Source organism: Rothia sp. CCM 9417, assembly GCF_048513575.1.
Classification (GTDB): Bacteria; Actinomycetota; Actinomycetes; order Actinomycetales; family Micrococcaceae; genus Rothia.
In genome coordinates, this window is sequence record NZ_JBLXXT010000002.1 from 82,824 (window position 1) to 103,671 (window position 20,848).

Below are 20,848 nucleotides of genomic sequence, written 5' to 3' on the forward strand. Positions count from 1 at the left end.
TGTGGCTTTTGCTCGGACGTTCTCAATAGCACTGGTCGGGGTAACAGGCCACCTGGTTGAGGTAGAGGCTGATGTGTCCGCTGCGCTTCCTGGCTTTGTACTGCTGGGTCTCCCCGATAATTCTTTGAATGAGGCTAAGGACAGGGTACGTTCTGCGGCTAAGAATTCCGGGCTTGCCCTGCCGCCGCAGAAGCTCACCGTCAATCTCACTCCGGCGACCCTGCCTAAGCGGGGATCTGCCTTTGACGTTGCCATGCTGGTAGCTGCCCTGCAAGCTGTAGGGGAGCTGAAGCCGTCTGGGCAGACTGTCTACCTGGGGGAGGTAGGTCTGGACGGGAGCCTGCGGGAGATACCCGGTATTTTGCCTGCGGTTAAGGCCGCTGTCGATGCGGGGTATCCCAAGGTTGTGGTTCCTGCCGGTAACCAGCAGGAGGCGGCGCTGGTTGCGGGGGCTGAGGTTTACGGCTACAGCTGCCTGGCCGATATCTTTGTGGAGCTGGGTGCTAAGAAGCCTGAAAGTCTCAAACGGCCTCAGCTGACCAGACCCGTGCGAGAGAATGAACAAGAAACCAAGGCTTTACCTCCTGACCTGGCAGATGTTGCTGGTCAAGCCGAAGGCCGGCTGGCACTAGAAATTGCTGCGGCGGGTGGGCACCATCTGCTCCTGAATGGGCCTCCTGGCTCAGGTAAAACCATGCTTGCTGAGCGGCTGACCGGTATTCTGCCGCCGCTGGGTCCCCAAGATGCTATGGAGGTAACGGCAATTCATTCGCTGTGCTCGGGTGGGGCGGCTCGGAGTTCGTTGATGACCCTTCCTCCCTTCGAAGCGCCCCACCACAGCGCCAGCGCTCCCGCAATTCTGGGTGGTGGTGCTGGCATTCCCCGCCCCGGCTGTGTCTCTAAGGCCCACCGCGGGGTCCTCTTCCTGGACGAGGCACCTGAGTTCAAGCGGACAGTTCTTGACTCGCTCCGCCAGCCGCTGGAGAGCGGGGAGATTGTCATCGACCGCGCTGCAGCTTCTGCTCGCTACCCGGCACGTTTTCAGCTGGTAATGGCGGCTAACCCCTGCCCCTGCGGTAACAACGTGGGGCGGGGGCTGGACTGCACCTGTACCAGCAGGGAACGGAGGGCATACTTCGGTAGGCTCTCTGGCCCCTTACTCGATCGTCTTGACGTGCGTATTACCGTCCCTAAGGTGACGGCCGCTGAACTGGCGGCCAGCGGCACTTATGAGAGTTCTGCAAGGGTTCGGGACAGAGTGACACAGGCACGGGCGGCTCAGGCTGAGCGGCTTGCTCCCTACGGGTTGAGCACCAATGCTGAGACGAACGGAAAGATTCTGCGCGGGCCGCTTAAGCTCTCTGCGGCTCTCACCGCGGAGCTATCCCGGTCCATTGACCGGGGGACGCTCACCGCTCGCGGTTATGATCGGGTACTCCGAACCGCCTGGACCCTGGCCGATCTTGACGGGAGCACTAGCCCCACCCAGGACCATCTGGACCTGGCCCTGTATTTTCGCAATCTTGGTATGGAAGGCGGCGCATCATGACTGAGCACCAGGACCTCGAAAATATCCGCCGCGCAAGAGCGGAAATCATGCGGATCAGCGACCCCGAAGATACAGCAACTGCCGCCCTGATCGCCCTCTGCGGGCCGCTCCTGACAGCCGATTTCTTGACCGGGCGCAGGGAGCTGACGGCCAGCTACCTGCAGGAAGAGCTGGCGCAAGCTGGCCGGGAGGACCCCCAGCTCTTTTCCTCGCTCCGTGGTCTTGTGCAAGCCCGTATGGAACGCTGGCAGGGCCGACGGGGTGGGATTAGGGTAGAGCAGGATATGACCTGGGCAAAGGCCTGCGGGGCCTGGCTCTGTGTGCCCGAAGACCCTGACTGGCCGGTGGCCCTCAATGACCTTGCCGAACGTATGCCCTTTGGGCTGTGGGGCAGAGGCGATAGAGCCTTGCTCAAGCATCTCAACCTTGCTACCAGCCAGGCCATCGTAGGCTCCAGGGATGTCAGCTCCTACGGTAACTCTGCAACCTCACACCTAACCGGTGACTCAGCCGCAGCGGGTAAGACCATCGTATCCGGGGGCGCATTTGGGGTTGACGCTCTAGCTCACCGGGTCGCCTTGAGCACCGGCGCGTCGGAACTTCCTACGGTTGCCCTCATGGCAGGTGGGCTGGACCGGCTCTACCCGCGTCAAAACGCCAGTCTGCTCGAAAACATCATCGACCGTGGACTGATTCTGGGGGAAGTCCCTCTGGGCCAGAACCCCACGCGTTACCGTTTTTTGCAAAGGAACCGGCTCATTGCGGCCCTTGCCTACTGCACCGTGGTCGTAGAAGCCCGCTGGCGCAGCGGAGCCCTCAACACCGCCCACCACGCTCTAGAGCTGGGCAGGCCGGTATACGCGGTACCCGGGCCTATCTTTTCCCCGAGCTCTGAGGGCTGCCACCGGCTGATCCGCGATGGGCTAGCCCAGCTCATCACCGATGCCACACACCTCGAAAGAGGTAGGTTGAATTTAGAAGCCCCTGAACAGGCAAGTCTGTTGAGCGAATCTGTCGATGCCCGGAAGGCGCTAATAGACAGCCTAACGGAGATCCAAGGCAGGGTCTGGGACGTGCTCCCGGTCAGTAGCTACCGCCCTGTGGACGCTATCGGTGCTGAAAGCGGAATCCCAGCCCGGTCTGTCATGCTAGCGCTGACCCAGATGGAACGGTTAGGGCTAGCTCAGAGTCAGGGAAATGGCTGGCGCAAAAAGTTTGAGCAAGGGCACAAGCACTTAGGGGCTAAAATGGGGTGAACCTATGGTCGTCATATCCAGGTAAGAAAAGAGGGGGAGTAGATGGGCCCAAGTTACGAGAGCCATCAGCTGCCCACCACCCTCAAAATCGGTGCAGCCGCTATCGACGAAGATCGAGAATACGTCAGGGCCCTTGAAGCCTATGAGCGCTACCTGACCTATGAATTGCACCGGTCACCCGAAACCATGAGGGCCTACCTGGCAGATCTCCGGGATTTTTTTGATTATGCCAGGAGGCACGGAACAACCCACCTCTCACATATCACCCTGGAATTGCTCCGTGGCTGGCTGGCAACCCACCACCAGAAGCAGGCGGCCAGATCGTCGATGGCACGCAGAACCTCAAGTATTCGCAGTTTCTTTCTCTGGGCAGAAGAGGAAGAACTGATAGCAACCAACCCGGCGCTTAAGCTCTCCACCCCCAAGAAAACCAGCTACCTTCCCACGGTGCTCTCAGCTCACCATATGGAAAGCCTGACCCAGACCCTGCACCGTGCGCTGGGGCTAGACCCGCTCAACCCCCGGCTCCTGCGCCTGAACGCGGCCGTGGAAGTCCTCTACGCAACAGGTATCCGCATCTCAGAGCTCACCGGGCTCGATCTAACCAGCATCGACCGGCAGGGCAGAACCCTGAGGGTCATCGGCAAAGGCAACAAAGAACGGGTAGTGCCGTTCGGTCCTCAGGCTATGAAAGCTCTCTCCCTCTGGGTTGCCCAGGGTAGGCCCCAGTGGCTACCGCAAGCTAGCACGGAGTACCCCCACACTCAACCAGAGCCTCAGTACGCGCTCTTCATAGGCCCCAAGGGCAAACGAGCAAATGCCCGGCAAATCAGAGCCGACCTAACCCGCTTGCTAGAAACCCTCGATAATACTGATGCCAGTGGTGCCCACATCTTCCGCCATACCGCCGCTACCCACATGGTCGACGGGGGCGCAGACATCAGAGCAGTCCAAGAGTTCCTTGGACACAGCTCCCTGGCAACCACCCAGGTCTATACCCACGTGTCCGTAGACCGGTTAGCGCAGGTCTATTCGCGTGCCCACCCCAGAGCCTAATAAGAGAACCCCACCATTCTTGCCTGCACCTTTTGCACCCTCGCTTTCTGATAGCCATCAGCCACGATATAGGATAGAAAAAGCATGTTTTCAGCAACAGAGACTCAAGGATTTTTTGAACGCCCCGCCCTCACCGGCGGGTTCGTGCTGTTACATGCCGTCCCCGCCGCCCTGACCAGCCATATCCGGTGGAGCATCGAAAACACCCTCAAAGCCTCCCTCAAGCTGAGCTGGGAAGCCCAACCTGCCCGCCCCGGTTACCAGCGCACCGAACTTACCTGGACCGGCCCAGCAGGCACAGCCGCCCAGCTGGCTTCAGCCCTCCGCCAACTTTCAGATACCCACTTTGAGATCACCGAACGGCCCACCGCCACCAGTAGCGCCTTACGCATCATGCATACGCCCTCACTGGGCCTCTGTACACAGCCCGTTGACGCGCAGGGCAACTTTACCGTGACTGAAGACAGAATCCGCTACGCCTTTGAGCAAGCCGCCGGTGACTATAAGGCCCTCTACGACCAGTTTGCGCTCGCACTGGGCCAAGCCTGGGACGACGAGCTTGAGCCACTTCGTTATAGCAAGAAGACCATCAATATCGCTCATATTAGGAGCGAAGGCTAAAAACCATCTGACTTTTCTCACACACAGATGTCAGTATGCAGGTAAGAGCGTTTTGAAGATGCACAGGGGCGGTCTTCCCCTAGTTGAGAAGACCGCCCCTGGTTATTGAACCCTAGGGTTTAGTTAGTTTTCAACGCTGCGGAAAGCGGCTACGGCGTTGTGGCCGCCAAAGCCGAAGGAGTTGGAAAGAGCAACGATCTCGCCTGCAGGTAGGTTACGTGCTTCGGTAACGATATCGAGCTCAACCTGGGGATCCTTGTTCTGCAGATTGATGGTGCAGGGGGCTTTGCGGTGATGAAGAGCAAGGACGGTCAGCACTGCCTCAAGGGCGCCAGCACCACCGAGCAGGTGCCCGGTCATGGATTTGGTGGCAGAAACAGCGACCTGATCGGTGTGATCGCCAAGGACTTCGCGTAGAGCCAGGGACTCGGGAATATCGCCCACGGGGGTGGAGGTCGCGTGTGCGTTGACGTGAACAACCTGTTCGGGGCTGATGCCGCCGTCGGTTAGCGCTTCCTGGAGAGCACGGCTAGCACCGAGAGCTGCGGGGTCGGGCGCGGTGATGTGGTAGGCATCGGCTGACACACCGGTACCGGCAAGTTCAGCGTAGATACGGGCACCGCGAGCCAGCGCGTGCTCTTCAGATTCCAGGATCAGGGCGGCGCCGCCTTCACCCATGACAAAGCCGTCACGGTCGGTATCGTAGGGGCGTGAAGCGCCCTGGGGGTCGTCGTTGCGAGTAGACAGGGCCTGCATCTTGGCAAAGGCGCCAATGGTCATGGGGTGGATAGCGGCTTCTGAACCACCAGCGATCACAACATCAGCCTTACCCGAACGAATCAGCATGAGGCCGATTTCAAGTGCTTCGGTCGATGAGGCACAAGCAGATACCACGGTCTGTGCTGAGCCGCGAGCCTTGAGGTTCATAGAAACTGCGGCGGCGTTAGAGTTGGGCATCAGCATGGGCACGGTCATGGGGAGCATACGGCGGGGCCCCTTTTCGCGCAGGGTGTCCCAGGCATCAAGGAGGGTCCATACGCCGCCGATACCGGTGCCGAAGGCAACCGCGGTCCGCAGCGGGTCGCACTCCTCAGCTGCTTCAGCGTCGGGGCCACTGAAGCCTGCATCCTGCCAGGCTTCACGGGCCGCGACCAGAGCGAGCTGGCCTGAGGGGTCAAGGCGCTTGGCTTCGACCTTGGTCAGACGGCCCGAATCAACAGCGGAAACTGCGACTCGACCAGCAATAGAAACGGGGAGCTCGTACTTTTCAACCCAGTCTTCTTCAATGGTGCTGATACCAGAAACACCGGCAAGGGCCTTCTCCCAGGTCGTTGGGACGTCCCCACCAATGGGGGTAGTAGCACCGAGACCGGTCACCACAACTTTACGAGTCATGTTTGAATCCTTTGAAGACGAACTAAGGGTGAAAATAATAAAAAGGAGGTTGGGCGCGGCATAAAACCGGGCCCAACCTAACGACGCTTTTTAGGCGTTGGCAATGAAGTTGACGGCATCGCCTACGGTCTTGAGGTTCTTAACCTCTTCGTCGGGGATGGTGACGCTGAACTTCTCTTCAGCGTTGACAACGATGGTCATCATTGAGATGGAGTCGATATCCAGGTCATCGGTGAAGGACTTATCCATCTGGACGTCCTCTACCTCAACGCCGGTTTCTTCGTTGACGATCTCTGCAAGACCTGCAAGGATTTCGTTCTGATCTGCCATGATGGCTCCTTTTGAGAGATGACGGCCCTATAGGCCGCTTTTGACTTTACGCACCAAGCCTTAGGGCAAGGGTGGTGGCTGGCCACGGGAGTCCCGCTTAAGCCTCAACAATGAGTGTAGCTTCTAGCCCGCGCAAAGAGACGGTGTGACGCCACTAAAATTTTGAAATAAATCTAACATTTTTCAAAATATTGCGGCAGCCTGAGCGCCGTTTTTGGCGGTACCCTGCCGATAGGAGCTAGGGAAGGACGACGACCTGGGCTGCGAAGGCTAGGCCCGCGCCGAAACCGATTTGTAGGGCAAAGGTGCCGGACAGTTGGGGGTTCTCTTGCAGAAGCTGGTGGGCGGCAAGGGGAACCGACGCGGCGGAAGTGTTCCCGGCGCATTCAATATCGCGGGCAACCTCAACAGTCTCAGGTAGTTTGAGGGTCTTGACCATCTGATCGATGATGCGCATGTTGGCTTGGTGGGTGATGAGCGCACCCAAATCACCTGCGGTAATACCTGCGGCCTCCAGTGCCTTTTGAGCAACCTTGGCCATTTCCCAGACGGCCCAGCGGAAGACAGCCTGGCCGTCCTGACGCAGGGTGGGCCAAATCTTTTCGCCCTCCTGCACGGGGTTGGCTATAAAATCGCGGTTGCGGATATCGAGCATGGAGTGGGTCATACCCACTGCACCCCAACGCTCACCGTCGCTACCCCAGATAGTGGGGCCGATACCGGGAGTATCCGATGCTCCTACCACTGCGGCACCAGCACCATCACCGAGCAGGAAGGAGATGGATCGTTCGGTGTTATCGATGAAGTCTGAGAGCTTCTCAACACCGATGACCAGTACTTTATTCGCTAGGCCAGAGCGTACTAGCGCATCAGCCTGGGCAATACCGTAGCAGAAGCCTGCGCAGGCGGCTGAGATGTCGTAGGCCGGCGCTTTTGACCCAACAGCATCGGCCACGATAGTAGCCAAGGAAGGAGTGGCGTAGGGGTGGGAGATGGTGGAGATGATGACAGCATCCAGCTCTTCCCCGGCAAGGCCTGAGGTTTCTAGCGCGTCCTGAGCGGCACCAATAGCTAGGTCGGCAACCGAAATCTTTTCTGAGGCACGGTGGCGGGTCTTGATGCCGGTGCGCTGAACAATCCATTCATCGGATGAGTTGATCGGCCCGGCTATATCGTCGTTGGTGACCAGGAGGTCGGGGCGGGCGGCACCGTACCCCAGAATACGGGAGTATCGGTTGGTCTCAACCTGCTGGAGAGTAGGCATGGGAGATCCTTTCGGGTGGGCTATGCGCTGAGCGCTTCTGTAAGTTCTTCAAGGTCGGCGGGGGTGTTTACCGCAGTGCTGGGGGTTCCGCGCATGGCTCGTTTAGCCAGGCCTATCAAGGTACCAGCGGGAGAGACTTCAACGATGCGGCTTACCTGGTGGTTACCGAGAGTCTGCATGCAGAGGTCCCAGCGGACGGGTCGGGTGACCTGGGCGACCAAAGAGTCCAGGGTCTCCTGGCCACCTGCAAGAGCCTGACCGTCATAGTTAGAAAGAAGCTCAAACTGGGGCTGGGCGGGGCTGAGAGTCGCGGCAAAATCAGCCAGGGGTTCCTGGGCAGATGCCATGTAAGAAGTATGGAAAGCGCCGGCCACCCTGAGGGGAATCACCCGGGCCTTGGCCGGGGGGTTCTGAGCAAAGGTCGCAATGTTATCAAGGGAGCCAGCGGCAACAATCTGGCCGCCGCCGTTAGAGTTTGCTGCTGTCAGCCCAGCTGCTTCAATAGCTGCCCGGACGTCCGCTTCGGCGCCGCCTAGAACAGCGGCCATGCCGGTGGGAGTAGCAGCTGACGCGGCGGCCATACCGGTAGCTCGAACCTTGATAAAGCGCATGGCTTCTTCGTCGGTGAGTACACCGGCTAGGGTACAGGCCGAAATCTCACCCACGGAGTGCCCGGCCAGAATGAGGTCCTGACCCTTCAGCGCTGTGAGAGCCAGCCTACCGGTCACAAGGCCAGCGGCAACGATAAGGGGCTGGGCAATGGCGGTGTCTTTGATAGTTTCTTCGTCAGCTTCGGTGCCGTAGTGCACCAGATCTAGGTCTGCTGCCGCTGAGAGCTGCTCTAAGTGGTCGCGAACTCCCTCCAGCTCTAGCCACTGGGATAGGAAGCCGGGTTTTTGAGAGCCCTGACCGGGGCACACCAGTGCAATCACGCGATTTACCGCCTCAGTTCTTGAAGGAGACCGGATCTTTGAAGATTACCGGTACATAATTTCAAATAACTATCCTACTCCCCAAAGCTTGGTCAGGCCCCATCTCGACCTGCATCTTCTCAAAAGCCAATAAAGTTCACACAGCCACTTACACCCTATGCAGATAAAAGGCAAGCCCCCGAGTTCCCTCGGGGGCTTGCCTGGGCCTAGGCAGTCAGAGCTATTGCCCTACTGCTTAGGCATCACCACCTGCGGTACCTGAGGTACCGGCGTTGATGTTGTTCAGATCGTACTGGGCGAATGCCTTGGCGGGCGCATCGGCGGGTACTTCGCCTCGCTTTGCCAGCATCTGCAGGGTACGGACGACAATGGACTCGGCGTCAATCTTGAAGAAGCGACGTGCGCCTGCGCGGGTGTCGGAGAAGCCGAAGCCGTCAGTACCCAGGGTTGCGAATTCGTTGGGAACGAACTGGCGGATACCGTCCATGAGGTCGGTCTGGTAGTCAGACACGGCCACGATGGGGCCGGTTGCACCCTCAAGCTGCTTGGCAACAAAGGGAGTGCGTGGGCTGGCGGTGGGATCCTGAAGGATTTCACGCTCAGCTTCCAGGCCGTCGCGGCGCAGGTTGGTCCAGGAGGTAACTGACCAGACATCGGCGGAAACGCCCCAGTCATCGGCCAGAATCTGCTGTGCCTTCTCTGCCCAGGGAACGGCTACACCCGAAGCGAGAATCTGGGCACGGGGCCCGTCGTTCTTTGCCTCATGTAGACGGTAGATACCGCCAAGCAGGCCGTCAACATCGAGGTTCTCAGGTTCAGCGGGGTGCTGAATGGGCTCGTTGTAGACGGTGATGTAGTACATGACGTTGTGGTCTTCGTCCCCAGTGCCGTACATGTGCTCGATACCGCGCTTGACGATGTGGCCAATTTCGTAGCCGAAGGCGGGATCGTAGTGGATGACGGCGGGGTTGGTACCGGCCAGAATCGGCGAGTGGCCGTCAGCGTGCTGCAGACCTTCACCGGTCAGGGTGGTGCGGCCTGCGGTTGCACCCATAATGAAACCGCGGCTGAGCTGGTCACCGGCTGCCCAGAAGGCATCGCCGGTGCGCTGGAAGCCGAACATCGAGTAGAAGATGTAGACGGGAATCATGGGTTCGCCGTGGGTGTCGTAGGAGGTGCCGACAGCGGTGAAAGCGGCGGTGCCACCTGCTTCGTTGATACCTACGTGAATGATCTTACCCTCGGGTGATTCCTTGTAGGCCAGCATCAGTTCACGGTCAACAGCCAGGTAGTTTTGGCCGTTGGGGTTGTAAATCTTAGCGGTGGGGAAGTAGGAGTCCATGCCGAAGGTTCGTGCCTCATCGGGGATGATGGGGACGATGCGGTGGCCGAAGTCCTTCTCACGCATGAGGTCCTTGAGCAGGCGCACAAAGGTCATGGTGGTAGCGGCCATCTGCTTACCGGTGCCCTTGAAAGCACCCTTGTAGGCCTTCTCGGAGGGCAGGGTAATCTCGGGCTGGACATTCTTACGAGCGGGGATGAAGCCACCTAGTTCCTCACGGCGGGCCATGAGGTACTTGTACTCTTCGGAGTCCTTACCGGGGTGGTAGTAAGGCGGGTTGTAGAGGTCCTTCTCCAGCTCTTCGTCAGAGATGGGGATACGCAGATGATCACGGAACTGCTTGAGGTCCTCCATGGATAGCTTCTTCATCTGGTGGGTAGCATTGCGAGCTTCGAAGCTAGCACCCAGACCGTAGCCCTTAACGGACTGCGCCAGAATGACAGTTGGCTGGCCCTTGTGTTCCATGGCGGCCTTGAAGGCGGCGTAGACCTTCTGGTAGTCGTGGGCTCCGCGCTTCATGGCCCAGATCTCGTCGTCGGTCATATCCGCAACCAGTTCCTTGGTCTCGGGAGTCTGGCCGAAGAAGTGCTCACGAATGAAGCCACCGGACTCTGCCTTGTAGGTCTGGTAGTCACCGTCCAGGGTTTCGTTCATGATGCGAACAAGCTCACCGGACTTGTCCTTTTCGAGGAGGGCATCCCACTCACGGCCCCAGAGAACCTTGATGACGTTCCAGCCGGCACCGCGGAAGAAAGCTTCGAGTTCCTGAACGATCTTGCCGTTACCGCGAACGGGGCCGTCCAGTCGCTGCAGGTTGCAGTTAACGACGAAAGTCAGATTGTCCAGCTTGTCATTAGCGGCAAGCTGGAGAGCGCCACGCGACTCGGGCTCATCCATTTCGCCATCACCCAAGAAAGCCCAGACATGCTGCTGGGAGGTGTCCTTGATACCGCGGTTATTCAGGTACTTATTGAACTGTGCCTGGTGGATTGCATTGAGGGGGCCAAGACCCATGGATACGGTGGGGAACTGCCAGAAGTCGGGCAGGTTCCGGGGGTGCGGGTAGGAGGGTAGGTGGGTGCCCTGCTTGGTCTTTTCCTGGCGGAAACCATCGAGTTGCTCTTCGGTGATACGGCCTTCGAGGAAGGCACGAGCGTAGTTACCGGGTGAGGAGTGGCCCTGGAAGAAGATCTGGTCGCCGCCACCGGGGTGGTTACGTCCGCGGAAGAAGTGGTTGAAGCCTACCTCGTAGAGGGTTGCAACACCGGCATACGAGGAGATATGCCCGCCCACGCCGATGGTAGCTTTCTGGGCACGCTGAACCATGACGGCTGCGTTCCAGCGGAGGAATGCGCGGTAGCGACGTTCGATCTGCTCGTCACCGGGGTATTCAGGCTCCTGGTCTACAGGAATGGTGTTGACGTAGTCAGTGGTGGTCACCATGGGGACGGTGATTGACTTCTGGCCTGCCCGCTGCATGAGTGAGCGAACAATGAACTGCGCACGCTCGGTGCCGTGCGCTTCTACAAGGTCATCAAACGATTCGAGCCATTCGCTGGTCTCTTCGGGGTCGATGTCAGTGAAGCTATTGGTCAGTGCACTGAGAACGTGATCGTTCGTATCTGAGGGTCCCACTAGCCAACCTCTCTTTGTTGTAGGGGTCTGTGTCACCGCGGGGCAACTGTGCTGCCGATGGTGAACCTTTTGTCTTGTCTCATGTGCCAAGAGTTTTAGTCGCAGAGACAACTTCTCTTCTATGTTGTCACAAATTATCCCCTTTTAGGTCACGGTGACGTTGGTTTACCGGTGTGAAATAGCCGTCACTTAAGGTGGCTTGGGTTCAGCGCAAAATTTACCGGCAGTTTTTGGTCGTGTTCTGTTGATTTGATGGGCTGAAAAGTGTTCAGTAGGTACTGATAGCAGGGTTGTATAGCTTTGAGGGCCGTTCCACGATGCGGGCCTGGGAGCTAAGGACCCTAACGGTTTGATTTTGGAGGACGCACGTGAGTGCCACTGGTGCTGCACAAAAACTGACACTAGAAATGTTGGGCCTGCCCGAAGACGGCTTGGTTCAAGAGTTCGGTTATGACGACGACGTTGACTTTGATCTTCGAGACTCTCTTGAAGATTTGTTGGGTTCTGAGTTGCTGGATGAGGACGACCAGGAAATTGTCGACGGTGTTCTTCTGTGGTGGCGCTCTGATGATGGCGACCTGGTTGACGGGCTGATGGATGTGCTTGCCTCTATTGATGATGGGGGTGTGATTTGGTTGCTGACACCTAAATCCGGTCGTCAAGGTTATGTTTCTCCGGCAGATGTGTTGCATGCGGCTCCCTTGGCAGGGCTTAAAGTGACCACCACTGAGTCCTTGGCTCAGGAATGGACTGCTACCCGTCTGATTTCCCACCAGGGCAAGTAAAGTGTGAGTATCGAAGGGCCTCTAGTAAGGGGCCCTTCGGCTTTTTTGGGAGCGCTTGGAAAATTTTTTGAAATTTTTTTACCCTGAATATATCCCCATGTCAGGGCAATATAATGCGGGGTTTTTGGGTAAAAATGACCTAAAAATGGTCGGGTGAACCCCTTTTCGATTTGCACAGCCCTTTAGGACTGCGTAGAGTATTACCTGTCGCCGCGAGAGATAAGGCGGAAGACATATGGGTCTTTAGCTCAGCTGGTAGAGCGCCACGTTTACACCGTGGATGTCATCGGTTCGATCCCGGTAGGACCCACCAAGAAGCCCCGCACCCTGTGCGGGGTTTTTCTTTTATTAAGATTTATCAGGGGCTAAAAGCTCACTAACCTGATGAGCCGCCCTGACACCTCGTGTCCCTAGGTGACGGAAGAAAGCCATGAATCGTAACTTTAAACCCAGAAACTTTACAGCAGTCTTTCTGTCAGCCACCTGGTTGGCAATTTCCCTCTTCTTCATAGGGCAAGGCACTCTCGTAACCCTCTGGTCAATCTTCGCTGTAGTTGCCCTAGTAATTGGCGCTGCTGCCGTCTGGGTCCTCTTTAAGGACACCTATAACAGCTAGCTGATTAGAGGCTGGGGGAGTGCGCCCGTTCCCTCCCAATATGTGAAAGTTTTATTTGTCTCAGTCGGCCTGTAAATACAAAAGACAGTAACCGGCGTAGTCTTTAAGACATGACTAAAAATAAGACTGCACAGAAGGCGCAGATTGGCGTAACCGGCCTGGCTGTTATGGGCGCTAACCTGGCCCGAAACCTAGCCCGCAACGGCTACACCGTTGCCCTCCACAACCGCTCTGTTGAAAAAACCGATGCCCTCCTTGAAGCCCACGGTTCAGAAGGTGACTTTATCCGCACCGAGACGCTCCAGGAACTGGTTGACTCCCTGGAGTCGCCCCGCCAGATTCTGATCATGGTCAAGGCCGGCGGTCCCGTTGATTCCGTCATTGACCAGCTGGTACCCCTTCTCGATGAAGGCGACGTCATTATCGACGGCGGTAACTCCCACTTCCCCGACACCATCCGCCGCGAACGCGCACTGGCTGAAAAGGGACTGCACTTTGTCGGTATCGGCGTCTCAGGTGGCGAAGAGGGCGCCCTGAAGGGTCCCTCCATCATGCCCGGCGGCTCCGCCAAGGCCTACGAATCCCTCGGCCCCCTGCTCGAAAAGATTTCCGCCAAGGCACCCAACGGCGACCCCTGTTGCGCATGGATTTCCACCGACGGCGCCGGTCACTTCGTCAAAATGGTTCACAACGGCATCGAATACGCAGACATGCAGGTTATCGGCGAAGCCTACGACCTGCTCCGCACCGTTGCCGGAGTAGAGCCCGCCGAGCAGGCCGAAATCTTTAAGCGTTGGAACACCACGGACCTGAACTCCTACCTCATCGAAATCACCGCTGAGGTTCTGGCCCAGGTCGACGCCAAGACCGGCAAGCCTCTCGTTGATGTCATCACAGACCAAGCAGGCCAGAAAGGTACCGGTCTTTGGACTGTTCAGGCCGCACTCGACCTCGGCTCACCCGTCTCAGGCATCGCTGAGTCAGTCTTCGCCCGTGCGCTGTCTTCATCAAATCCCGCCGCTCGCACCCAGGCACAGGCAGAATTGCCCGCAGGCCTGATTGCGGCCACCGCGGTAGCCGCTGGCGATGAGGAATTTATCGAGGACGTCCGTAAGGCACTCTTCGCCTCCAAGCTCGTCTCCTACGCCCAGGGCCTCGACATGCTGACCAAGGCAAGTAAGGAATACGGCTGGGATCTCAAGCTCGATGTTATCGCCGGTCTCTGGCGCGCAGGCTGCATCATCCGCGCTGAACTGCTCGGTGTCATTATGGACGCCTATAAGGACCAAACCCCTGCCAACATGCTGCTGGCTCCCGGCTTCAAGAAGCTGCTGGAAGACCTGGTTCCCTCATGGCGCCGCGTTGTGGCCAAGGCTACTGCAGAGGGAGTTCCCGTCCCCGTGTTTGCATCCTCATTGAGCTACTACGACGGCCTACGCCGCAAGCGCCTGCCCGCTGCCCTGATTCAGGGTCAGCGTGACTTCTTCGGGGCCCACACCTACGGTCGCGTTGATGCTGAGGGCATGTGGCACACCGAGTGGAGTGGTGACCGTAGCGAGATTAACGCCGAGGACTCCCACACCCACTAGGGTTTGCGCTTGGCAGGTTTCATGCGCTTCTGTGCCGGCCAAGATCCCAAAAGGCCAGCCACGCATCAGCTGGCCAGGCAGGTCAGTGGGTGAGCTTGACCGGTACTAAATATCAAGAAGCCCTACTCCTTTACCGGGGTAGGGCTTCTTTCTTAGTATTTAGATCCACATGGTGGGGTCTACATACTCCACCGCATCAACCAGGGGCTTCTTAGCGTCGGGGGTTCGGGGTCGTGAGCGCGCCGGAATGCCGGTAATAATCGAATCAGCCGGGTGGTCATGCACAACCACCGAGTTACCGCCGATTGCTGAGTCAGGGCCAATCAGTACCGGCCCTAGAACCTTAGCACCGGCGCCCACCGTCACTCGGTCACCAATGGTGGGGTGGCGTTTACCCTTCTCCAAGGAACGGCCGCCCAGGGTCACACCGTGGTATAGCATGACATCGTCACCGATTTCCGTAGTCTCACCAATCACCACGCCCATACCGTGATCTATAAAGAACCTACGGCCAATAGTTGCGCCCGGGTGAATCTCAACCCCGGTCAAAAACCGTGCCAACTGGCTAAGCGTACGCGCCAAACTCTTGGTCGATTCACCTTGCCATAGCTTATGGGCAAGTCGGTGAGCCCAAATAGCGTGCATCCCCGAATAGTTAATGAGGATTTCCAGGTGGCCGCGGGCTGCGGGGTCATGGGTACGCACTGTCTCAAGATCTTCTCTCAGTCTTGACCAGAAACTCATAGGCCTTCCCTTCCTGTGACTCGCATGCCACTTTCATGTTGAACTCTTTAACGCTCAGGTAGCCCAGCATATTCCGGTAGGCCCCAAAAAATAACTGGGATCGACTCTCTGCTACCTGGAGGGCCCGGCGTAATGCACAAAAAAGAGGTGCCCCCTAACCGTAGCAAAGGGGCACCTGGTAGCCGTGCAAAAAGTCTCGTCTTAGCCGCGAATATCCTCGTAGAGCAGAGTTGAAATGTAGCGTTCACCAAAGTCAGGAACAACAGCTACAATCAGCTTGCCAGAATTTTCGCTCTTCTTCGCCTCTTCAAGAGCAGCCCAAACAGCCGCACCGGAGGAGATACCACCTAGGATACCTTCCTTGGTGCCCAGCTCCCGTGCAGTGCTGACAGCATCTTCGATAGTCGCATCAGCAACTGCATCGTAGATCTCACGGTCGAGGGTATCGGGAACAAAGTTAGCGCCCAAGCCCTGAATCTTATGGGGGCCAGCCTTACCCCCAGTCAGTAGCGGAGAATCCTTAGGCTCAACAGCAACAACCTTGACCTTAGGGTTCTGCTCCTTGAGGAACTTGCCAGCACCTGAGACGGTGCCGCCGGTACCCACACCGGCAACAAAGATATCAACCTTACCCTCGGTAGCTTCCCAGATCTCGGGGCCGGTGGTCTTATAGTGAATCTCCGGGTTAGCCTCGTTGGAGAACTGCGAGGCAAGAATAGCATTCTCTGTGGAAGCCACAATCTCCTTTGCCTTCTCCACCGCACCGCGCATACCCTCTGAGCCGGGGGTCAGGACAATTTTGGCACCGTAGGCACGCAACATGACACGACGCTCGTTGCTCATGGTCTCGGGCATGGTCAGAATCACCTTGTAACCGCGTGCGGCACCGACCATAGCCAGAGCGATACCGGTGTTACCCGATGTACCTTCGACAATGGTGCCACCGGGCTTGAGTACACCCGCCTTTTCGGCGGCATCAATAATAGCTACGCCGATACGATCCTTGACCGAGTTAGCGGGGTTATAGAATTCCAGCTTGACGGCCACATTCCCAGGCAGGTCAGCATCGAGACGGTTCAGACGCACAATCGGGGTGCGGCCTACGACCTCGGTGATGTTCTTGTAAAGCTGAGTCATGAGGCAAGCCTTTCAAATAAGTCAATGAATTCGCTCCCTAGTCTACGAGAGCACAGGCAAGAGCTTTACCCTTTAAGAAACCTAGCGTAACTTTTCCTTGCCGCAGCAAGTTTTGGGTTAATCACTGCCATGCAGTAGCCCTGGTAAGGGTTGAGCGCATAGTAATTCTGGTGGTAGTCCTCAGCCTCGTAGAAAGTTTCTAGCGGCTGGACAAGGGTCACGATGGGGGAGTCCCACAGGTTCTGGGCTCGACGAACAGCATCTTGAAAAAGGTTCTTCTCCTCTTCAGAGGCATAGAAGAGAGCGGAACGGTACTGGCTGCCTGCATCGGCCCCCTGACGGTCCCAACTGGTGGGATCGTGCGAGGCAAAGAAAATATCGAGAACGGTTTCCTCCGGGATTACCGTCTCATCAAACTCTACCTTGACCACCTCCACATGTCCGGTTAGCCCTGAGCAGACCTCCCGGTAGGTGGGATCAGGGGATGTGCCCCCGGTGTACCCGCAGATACTGGCGGTAATTCCCTTAAACTGGCGAAAAACGGCGTCAATGCACCAGAAGCACCCGCCGCCTACAACAAAACTTTTCATACTCTCCTCAACTGCTCACAATGCCCCTTTATTCCCGTGAGCTGAGCACCGTGGAAGAATAAGGGCTATGACTGAACTATTAACCCCGACCTTAGCTCATATTGTCGAAGCCTTTCACCAGATGTTCCCCCCTCAGCTTGCCGAGGGCTGGGACGCTGCAGGACTGGTCTTAGGCAGAGCTGATCGCCCCGTCGACCGTATAGGTTTTGCTGTTGATGCAACCGTAGCCACGGCACAGGAAGCCGCGCGGGAACAGGCAGGCCTGCTCATCACCCACCACCCACTCTTGCTGAAAGGAGCCTCTTTCCTCCCCGCTACAGACTACAAGGGCGAAATCGTTCATACTCTCATCGAAGCTGGCTGCGGTCTCTTGGGCGCTCATACCAACGTCGATTCAGCCCCTCACGGCACCAACGAAGCATTTATGGACTGCCTGGGGATTACTGACCGGCAGATACTAGCCGATGAAAAAAACGCATTGATCTCGGGAACCGAAAGAAGGGTAGGTATCGGTCGAGTCGGTAACCTACCCGAGCCCCTGACCCTGGCCCAACTGGCAGAAAAAATTGCAGTATTCCTCCCTGCCACAGCAGGTGGACTCCGTATCGCAGGGCACCCCGAAACCAGCGTGCAGAAGGTAGCTCTGTGCACCGGGGCCGGTGATTCGCTCTTTGCCCAGGCCCGTGACAGCGGGGCCGATGTCTACATCACCGCTGACCTGCGCCACCATCCCGCTTCAGAAGCCCGCGAACAGGCACTACTGAACGGCGGTAAACCCGCACTCATTGACTGCTCCCATTACGCCAGTGAATGGCTCTGGATGGAAGAAACCGCTCGGCTTCTGAGTGATGCCCTAGCCCAGCGCGGCTTCGCTATCAGCACCTACGTCTCAACCCTGAACACCGACCCCTGGGACTTCACCGTCAGCACCGGGCACACACCGGGTTCTGCCTCCACCGCCGGCTAGAACGCCCAGCAGCTAGAAAACATCCAAGGCCCCCAACTACAACCTGCTCACAGCCCCACCCAAGAGGGGCTGTGAGCCTGCCTTACCCTAGGGGTAGAAAGGCTAGTCCCTGACCAGCAAGGTGAGCGTCCCCGCCTTCTTTGAGGTAGGAGCAACAAGCTCCACCTCAAAGGCGCCGCTGAGAGCTTGAACAAGTTCTTCAGCTTGCTCAAGACCGGTAAGCCCCTGTTCCACCACATAGCGGCCCAGTAACCCCCGGTAATGCTTGGCCATGTGCGAAACCACCTTACGGGCCCCATCAGCCTGCACCCGCTCCACCCGCACCAGCAGGTGGCGCGACGGATGCGGCGACCATACCTTAGCGTAGGCCGCTGATCGCCCATCAAGAATAAGCTGATCGCCCGCAAATTCATCAAGAGCATCAGCCAGCTCACCCTTCCAGAACTTAGCGGTATCACCCATCTCACCCAACTTGGTCCCCATCGACAGCCGGTAAGCAGGAATAGCATCAACCAGGCGCACCGCACCCCACGCCGCTGAAATCACTAGCACCGATTCATCAGCCCGAGCCCGCCCCGCAGCAGATAGCGAACCGTACCCAAAAGCCTCAAACAGGACCCCGCTATAGACCTGAGCGGCAGCCATCGCAGGCTCAGACCACAAACGGGTATTGCGCTCCACTTCACCTCCTAGGGAAGCCCCAACCTTCAATATCTCCGGCGCCTCCTCCAAGGCACTGACACGAACCAGCTCATCAACAACAGCCTCACGAGCACCCGTCAAACACGGAAACGATAAATCACCCAGGCACACCGGCTCACCCACAGCAGCTGCAGACTTACCCTCAGACGATGGAAACAAAATCAACATACCCACCATTGTAGTAAAGTAGGAACCCGGAACGGGACGCCCAGGCAATCGCGAGGCAACACCTCGAGGAAAGTCCGGGCTCCACAGCACAGGGTGGTCGATAACATCGACTCAAGGCAACTTGCAGGACAGTGCCACAGAAAACAAACCGCCCCCACGGGGTAAGGGTGAAAAGGCGAGGTAAAAGCTCACCAGTACCGCAGGTGACTACGGTAGCTAGGTAAACCCCACCCGGAGCAAGGTCAAACAGAGCGCGCCAGTAACTAGTGCGGTGAAGCGCTCGGGTAGGCTGCTTGAGCCCGCCGGCAACGACGGGCCTAGATGGATGATTGCCACCCCAGAAATGGGGGACAGAACCCGGCTTATCGGGCGTCCCGTTCTCTCTTACTTACCTATCTACCTACTGGGCGGTGTAGCTAGACCCAACACCCTTGAAGGTCAGCCCCGAGCCAGTTGGTGCTCAGGGCACAGCTCCGTTTGCCGGGCAGAACCCGGGGTGCTAGGCCCGTCGCTACAGACCACACGACCCCTTAAGGCATAAGGACGCCGGTGCCCAGCACCAGCGTCCTACACTCAAACTGCCAAATTAGTGGCCGAAAGGGTCAGGGTCCACACCGGGAACCCACGAGTTACCCTCAACGGTCCAGCCCTCAGCCTTAACAACCTTCTTGTACTTCTTGCTGTACTTAGCGTTCAAACGATTTACATACAGTTTGCCATCCAAATGATCCGTCTCATGCTGCATCACGCGAGCAAACCATCCGGTCGCCTCAAACTTTAGGGGATTACCGTGGCCATCAAAACCAGAAACAGTTACCCACTCAGCACGCTTCAATGGGAAAGAATAACCGGGGAAAGATAGGCAACCCTCAACCTCTTCATCGGGGTCAGGGTCAGTGGTAGCAATCTTGCCCAGAGTTAGAACCGGGTTCACCACCACACCAAGGGGAGGCACACCATCCTCATTCTCAAACTTATAGGTAAAAAGCCGCAGACCCACACCCACCTGCGGGGCAGCAAGGCCCACACCGTTCGATAATTCCTGAGTCTCATACATATCATCAATGAGCTGACGCAAGTCATCATCAAACACGGTCACCGGAGCTGCCGGGCGGTGCAGAACAGGGTTACCGTGAACAACAATAGGTAAAACAGCCATCGGAACAACCTCTCGGAAAACTGGGTAAAGGAAAAGGGCCACTACGGACAAACCGTAGCGACCCTCTCACTCGGGGTGATCGACGGGGGTTGAACCCGCGACCTCCTGGACCACAACCAGGCGCTCTGCCAACTGAGCTACGACCACCATGTGTTCAAGCCAAACCGATTCAACAGCTTGTCTTGGCAACGGATACTAGCTTACATGCGTCCAGGGGAACCTGCAAATTTTCCTACCCCAAATTGAGGTGATGGTTCTCACTGTAGGGTTGTAAAATGACTGTCTCAGCCAAGAAAGCTCAGCCCACCGTACAAGAGCTAGGCCGGGTTGATCTCCTGGCGGCTTTCAGCCACAGACTCAGCTACCCGCTGGCAGGTCGTACTATCCGGTCCGGGAGCGGTTACAAAAACCGTACCGCGGTAGTAACGGAGCTCATCGATAGAGTCCTGAATATCGCCCAAAGCACGATGATTCCCTGTTTTAGCAGGAGCGTTATAGGTTGCCTTCTCAAACCAGCGGCGAGAAAGTTCCTTGATGGTAGATACATCAATCACACGGTAGTGCAGGTAGTCCACCAGGGCCGGCATATCGCGTACCAGGAAGGTCTTATCGGTACCCACCGAATTACCGCCTAAAACAGCCTTACCCGGTTCGGGCACCCAGGCCTTGACGTAGTCCAGAACCAGCTGTTCGGCCTCCGCCATGGTCATACCTCCATCAAGCTCATCGAGCAGACCCGACACGGTGTGCATATTCCGCACAAAATCGTCCATCTGCTCAAGGGCCCGGGGCTCAGGCTTAATGACAACATCAACACCGTCGCCCAAAATATTCAGGTCCCCGTCAGTCACCAAGGCTGCAACCTCAATCAGGGCATCATTCTCTAAGGAAAGGCCCGTCATCTCACAATCAATCCATACGATTCGTTCATTTGAAATAGACACACCTCCAATCTACCCCAAACCGTGTGCAGGCTGGCCCGAACTCGGGAAATATGGCCCACCAGCAGAA

The 20,848-nt window shown here is 57.4% G+C and carries 19 protein-coding genes, 2 tRNA genes and 1 other RNA gene; 10 read left to right on the plus strand and 12 right to left on the minus strand.

Annotation, left to right across the window (positions count from 1 at the left end; genetic code table 11):
• Position 1: 1 nt before the first annotated feature.
• The 4 genes from ACN082_RS03790 (at position 2) to ACN082_RS03805 (ending at position 4,482) form a co-directional block, all read left to right on the plus strand.
• Positions 2 to 1,549, plus strand: a complete 1,548-nt coding sequence (locus ACN082_RS03790; RefSeq protein WP_419099522.1) for a YifB family Mg chelatase-like AAA ATPase — start codon at positions 2 to 4, stop codon at positions 1,547 to 1,549.
• Complete coding sequence (gene dprA, locus ACN082_RS03795; RefSeq protein ID WP_419099523.1) at positions 1,546 to 2,805, plus strand: DNA-processing protein DprA; 1,260 nt, start codon at positions 1,546 to 1,548, stop codon at positions 2,803 to 2,805. The genes ACN082_RS03790 and dprA overlap by 4 nt, the downstream gene beginning before the upstream one ends.
• A 42-nt stretch (positions 2,806 to 2,847) precedes the next feature.
• Entirely contained in the window at positions 2,848 to 3,861 is a 1,014-nt protein-coding gene (locus ACN082_RS03800; protein ID WP_419099524.1) for a tyrosine recombinase XerC, read from the plus strand.
• Between the two features lie 84 nt (positions 3,862 to 3,945).
• Positions 3,946 to 4,482, plus strand: coding sequence for a DUF3145 family protein (locus tag ACN082_RS03805; protein WP_419099525.1), 537 nt, complete (start codon positions 3,946 to 3,948; stop codon positions 4,480 to 4,482).
• Between the two features lie 123 nt (positions 4,483 to 4,605).
• Here ACN082_RS03805 and fabF read toward each other — a convergent pair whose 3' ends face one another.
• The 5 genes from fabF to aceE all read right to left on the minus strand — a co-directional run bounded on the left by fabF (position 4,606) and on the right by aceE (position 11,380).
• Positions 4,606 to 5,877 (minus strand): beta-ketoacyl-ACP synthase II, encoded by a 1,272-nt coding sequence (fabF, locus tag ACN082_RS03810; RefSeq protein ID WP_419099526.1) that lies wholly within the window; start codon positions 5,875 to 5,877, stop codon positions 4,606 to 4,608.
• A 90-nt stretch (positions 5,878 to 5,967) separates the two neighbouring features.
• Positions 5,968 to 6,207: an acyl carrier protein gene (locus ACN082_RS03815; protein ID WP_419099527.1), complete on the minus strand. Its 240-nt coding sequence runs from the start codon at positions 6,205 to 6,207 to the stop codon at positions 5,968 to 5,970.
• 238 nt (positions 6,208 to 6,445) lie between these two features.
• A complete protein-coding gene (locus ACN082_RS03820; RefSeq protein ID WP_419099528.1) occupies positions 6,446 to 7,471 on the minus strand; it encodes a beta-ketoacyl-ACP synthase III in 1,026 nt (341 codons plus the stop codon).
• A gap of 20 nt (positions 7,472 to 7,491) precedes the next feature.
• Positions 7,492 to 8,403: an ACP S-malonyltransferase gene (locus tag ACN082_RS03825; protein ID WP_419099529.1), complete on the minus strand. Its 912-nt coding sequence runs from the start codon at positions 8,401 to 8,403 to the stop codon at positions 7,492 to 7,494.
• Positions 8,404 to 8,638: 235 nt separating this feature from the next.
• Positions 8,639 to 11,380, minus strand: a complete 2,742-nt coding sequence (aceE, locus tag ACN082_RS03830) for a pyruvate dehydrogenase (acetyl-transferring), homodimeric type (RefSeq protein WP_419099530.1) — start codon at positions 11,378 to 11,380, stop codon at positions 8,639 to 8,641.
• 368 nt (positions 11,381 to 11,748) lie between these two features.
• Between aceE and ACN082_RS03835 the strand changes: the two genes are divergently transcribed.
• The 4 genes from ACN082_RS03835 (at position 11,749) to gndA (ending at position 14,370) form a co-directional block, all read left to right on the plus strand.
• The gene (locus tag ACN082_RS03835; protein WP_419099531.1) at positions 11,749 to 12,165 is read left to right on the plus strand and encodes a DUF3052 domain-containing protein; all 417 of its coding nucleotides are present in this window, start codon (positions 11,749 to 11,751) and stop codon (positions 12,163 to 12,165) included.
• Between the two features lie 237 nt (positions 12,166 to 12,402).
• Positions 12,403 to 12,478, plus strand: a tRNA-Val gene (locus tag ACN082_RS03840).
• Positions 12,479 to 12,595: 117 nt separating this feature from the next.
• The gene (locus ACN082_RS03845) at positions 12,596 to 12,781 is read left to right on the plus strand and encodes a hypothetical protein (RefSeq protein ID WP_419099532.1); all 186 of its coding nucleotides are present in this window, start codon (positions 12,596 to 12,598) and stop codon (positions 12,779 to 12,781) included.
• A gap of 110 nt (positions 12,782 to 12,891) precedes the next feature.
• Positions 12,892 to 14,370 (plus strand): NADP-dependent phosphogluconate dehydrogenase, encoded by a 1,479-nt coding sequence (gndA, locus tag ACN082_RS03850; protein ID WP_419099533.1) that lies wholly within the window; start codon positions 12,892 to 12,894, stop codon positions 14,368 to 14,370.
• Between the two features lie 159 nt (positions 14,371 to 14,529).
• On the opposite strand, the gene epsC is transcribed toward gndA, so the two are convergent.
• The 3 genes from epsC to msrA form a co-directional block, all read right to left on the minus strand.
• On the minus strand, positions 14,530 to 15,114 hold the full coding sequence (gene epsC / locus ACN082_RS03855; RefSeq protein WP_419099534.1) for a serine O-acetyltransferase EpsC: 585 nt from the start codon (positions 15,112 to 15,114) through the stop codon (positions 14,530 to 14,532).
• Positions 15,115 to 15,315: 201 nt separating this feature from the next.
• Positions 15,316 to 16,251 (minus strand): cysteine synthase A, encoded by a 936-nt coding sequence (gene cysK, locus ACN082_RS03860; protein ID WP_419099535.1) that lies wholly within the window; start codon positions 16,249 to 16,251, stop codon positions 15,316 to 15,318.
• Between the two features lie 65 nt (positions 16,252 to 16,316).
• Positions 16,317 to 16,841, minus strand: coding sequence for a peptide-methionine (S)-S-oxide reductase MsrA (gene msrA, locus ACN082_RS03865; protein WP_419099536.1), 525 nt, complete (start codon positions 16,839 to 16,841; stop codon positions 16,317 to 16,319).
• Between the two features lie 67 nt (positions 16,842 to 16,908).
• Between msrA and ACN082_RS03870 the strand changes: the two genes are divergently transcribed.
• Positions 16,909 to 17,808: a Nif3-like dinuclear metal center hexameric protein gene (locus ACN082_RS03870; protein WP_419099537.1), complete on the plus strand. Its 900-nt coding sequence runs from the start codon at positions 16,909 to 16,911 to the stop codon at positions 17,806 to 17,808.
• A gap of 102 nt (positions 17,809 to 17,910) precedes the next feature.
• Here ACN082_RS03870 and ACN082_RS03875 read toward each other — a convergent pair whose 3' ends face one another.
• The gene (locus tag ACN082_RS03875) at positions 17,911 to 18,687 is read right to left on the minus strand and encodes a YaaA family protein (protein WP_419099538.1); all 777 of its coding nucleotides are present in this window, start codon (positions 18,685 to 18,687) and stop codon (positions 17,911 to 17,913) included.
• A gap of 23 nt (positions 18,688 to 18,710) precedes the next feature.
• Here ACN082_RS03875 and rnpB point away from each other — a divergent pair.
• Positions 18,711 to 19,059: RNase P RNA component class A (gene rnpB / locus ACN082_RS03880), an RNA gene on the plus strand.
• A 205-nt stretch (positions 19,060 to 19,264) separates the two neighbouring features.
• On the opposite strand, the gene def is transcribed toward rnpB, so the two are convergent.
• The 3 genes from def to orn all read right to left on the minus strand — a co-directional run bounded on the left by def (position 19,265) and on the right by orn (position 20,781).
• Positions 19,265 to 19,837 (minus strand): peptide deformylase, encoded by a 573-nt coding sequence (gene def, locus ACN082_RS03885; RefSeq protein ID WP_419099539.1) that lies wholly within the window; start codon positions 19,835 to 19,837, stop codon positions 19,265 to 19,267.
• Positions 19,838 to 19,911: 74 nt separating this feature from the next.
• Positions 19,912 to 19,984 (minus strand) — tRNA-His (locus tag ACN082_RS03890).
• 170 nt (positions 19,985 to 20,154) lie between these two features.
• On the minus strand, positions 20,155 to 20,781 hold the full coding sequence (gene orn, locus ACN082_RS03895) for an oligoribonuclease (RefSeq protein ID WP_419099540.1): 627 nt from the start codon (positions 20,779 to 20,781) through the stop codon (positions 20,155 to 20,157).
• Positions 20,782 to 20,848 lie beyond the last annotated feature (67 nt).

Coding starts and splice junctions, on each gene's coding strand:
- dprA (WP_419099523.1), top strand. CDS start 1,546: ATGACTGAGCACCAGGACCTCGAAAATATCCGCCGCGCAAGAGCGGAA.
- ACN082_RS03800 (WP_419099524.1), top strand. CDS start 2,848: ATGGGCCCAAGTTACGAGAGCCATCAGCTGCCCACCACCCTCAAAATC.
- ACN082_RS03805 (WP_419099525.1), top strand. CDS start 3,946: ATGTTTTCAGCAACAGAGACTCAAGGATTTTTTGAACGCCCCGCCCTC.
- fabF (WP_419099526.1), bottom strand. CDS start 5,877: ATGACTCGTAAAGTTGTGGTGACCGGTCTCGGTGCTACTACCCCCATT.
- ACN082_RS03815 (WP_419099527.1), bottom strand. CDS start 6,207: ATGGCAGATCAGAACGAAATCCTTGCAGGTCTTGCAGAGATCGTCAAC.
- ACN082_RS03820 (WP_419099528.1), bottom strand. CDS start 7,471: ATGCCTACTCTCCAGCAGGTTGAGACCAACCGATACTCCCGTATTCTG.
- ACN082_RS03845 (WP_419099532.1), top strand. CDS start 12,596: ATGAATCGTAACTTTAAACCCAGAAACTTTACAGCAGTCTTTCTGTCA.
- gndA (WP_419099533.1), top strand. CDS start 12,892: ATGACTAAAAATAAGACTGCACAGAAGGCGCAGATTGGCGTAACCGGC.
- epsC (WP_419099534.1), bottom strand. CDS start 15,114: ATGAGTTTCTGGTCAAGACTGAGAGAAGATCTTGAGACAGTGCGTACC.
- cysK (WP_419099535.1), bottom strand. CDS start 16,251: ATGACTCAGCTTTACAAGAACATCACCGAGGTCGTAGGCCGCACCCCG.
- msrA (WP_419099536.1), bottom strand. CDS start 16,841: ATGAAAAGTTTTGTTGTAGGCGGCGGGTGCTTCTGGTGCATTGACGCC.
- ACN082_RS03870 (WP_419099537.1), top strand. CDS start 16,909: ATGACTGAACTATTAACCCCGACCTTAGCTCATATTGTCGAAGCCTTT.
- ACN082_RS03875 (WP_419099538.1), bottom strand. CDS start 18,687: ATGGTGGGTATGTTGATTTTGTTTCCATCGTCTGAGGGTAAGTCTGCA.
- def (WP_419099539.1), bottom strand. CDS start 19,837: ATGGCTGTTTTACCTATTGTTGTTCACGGTAACCCTGTTCTGCACCGC.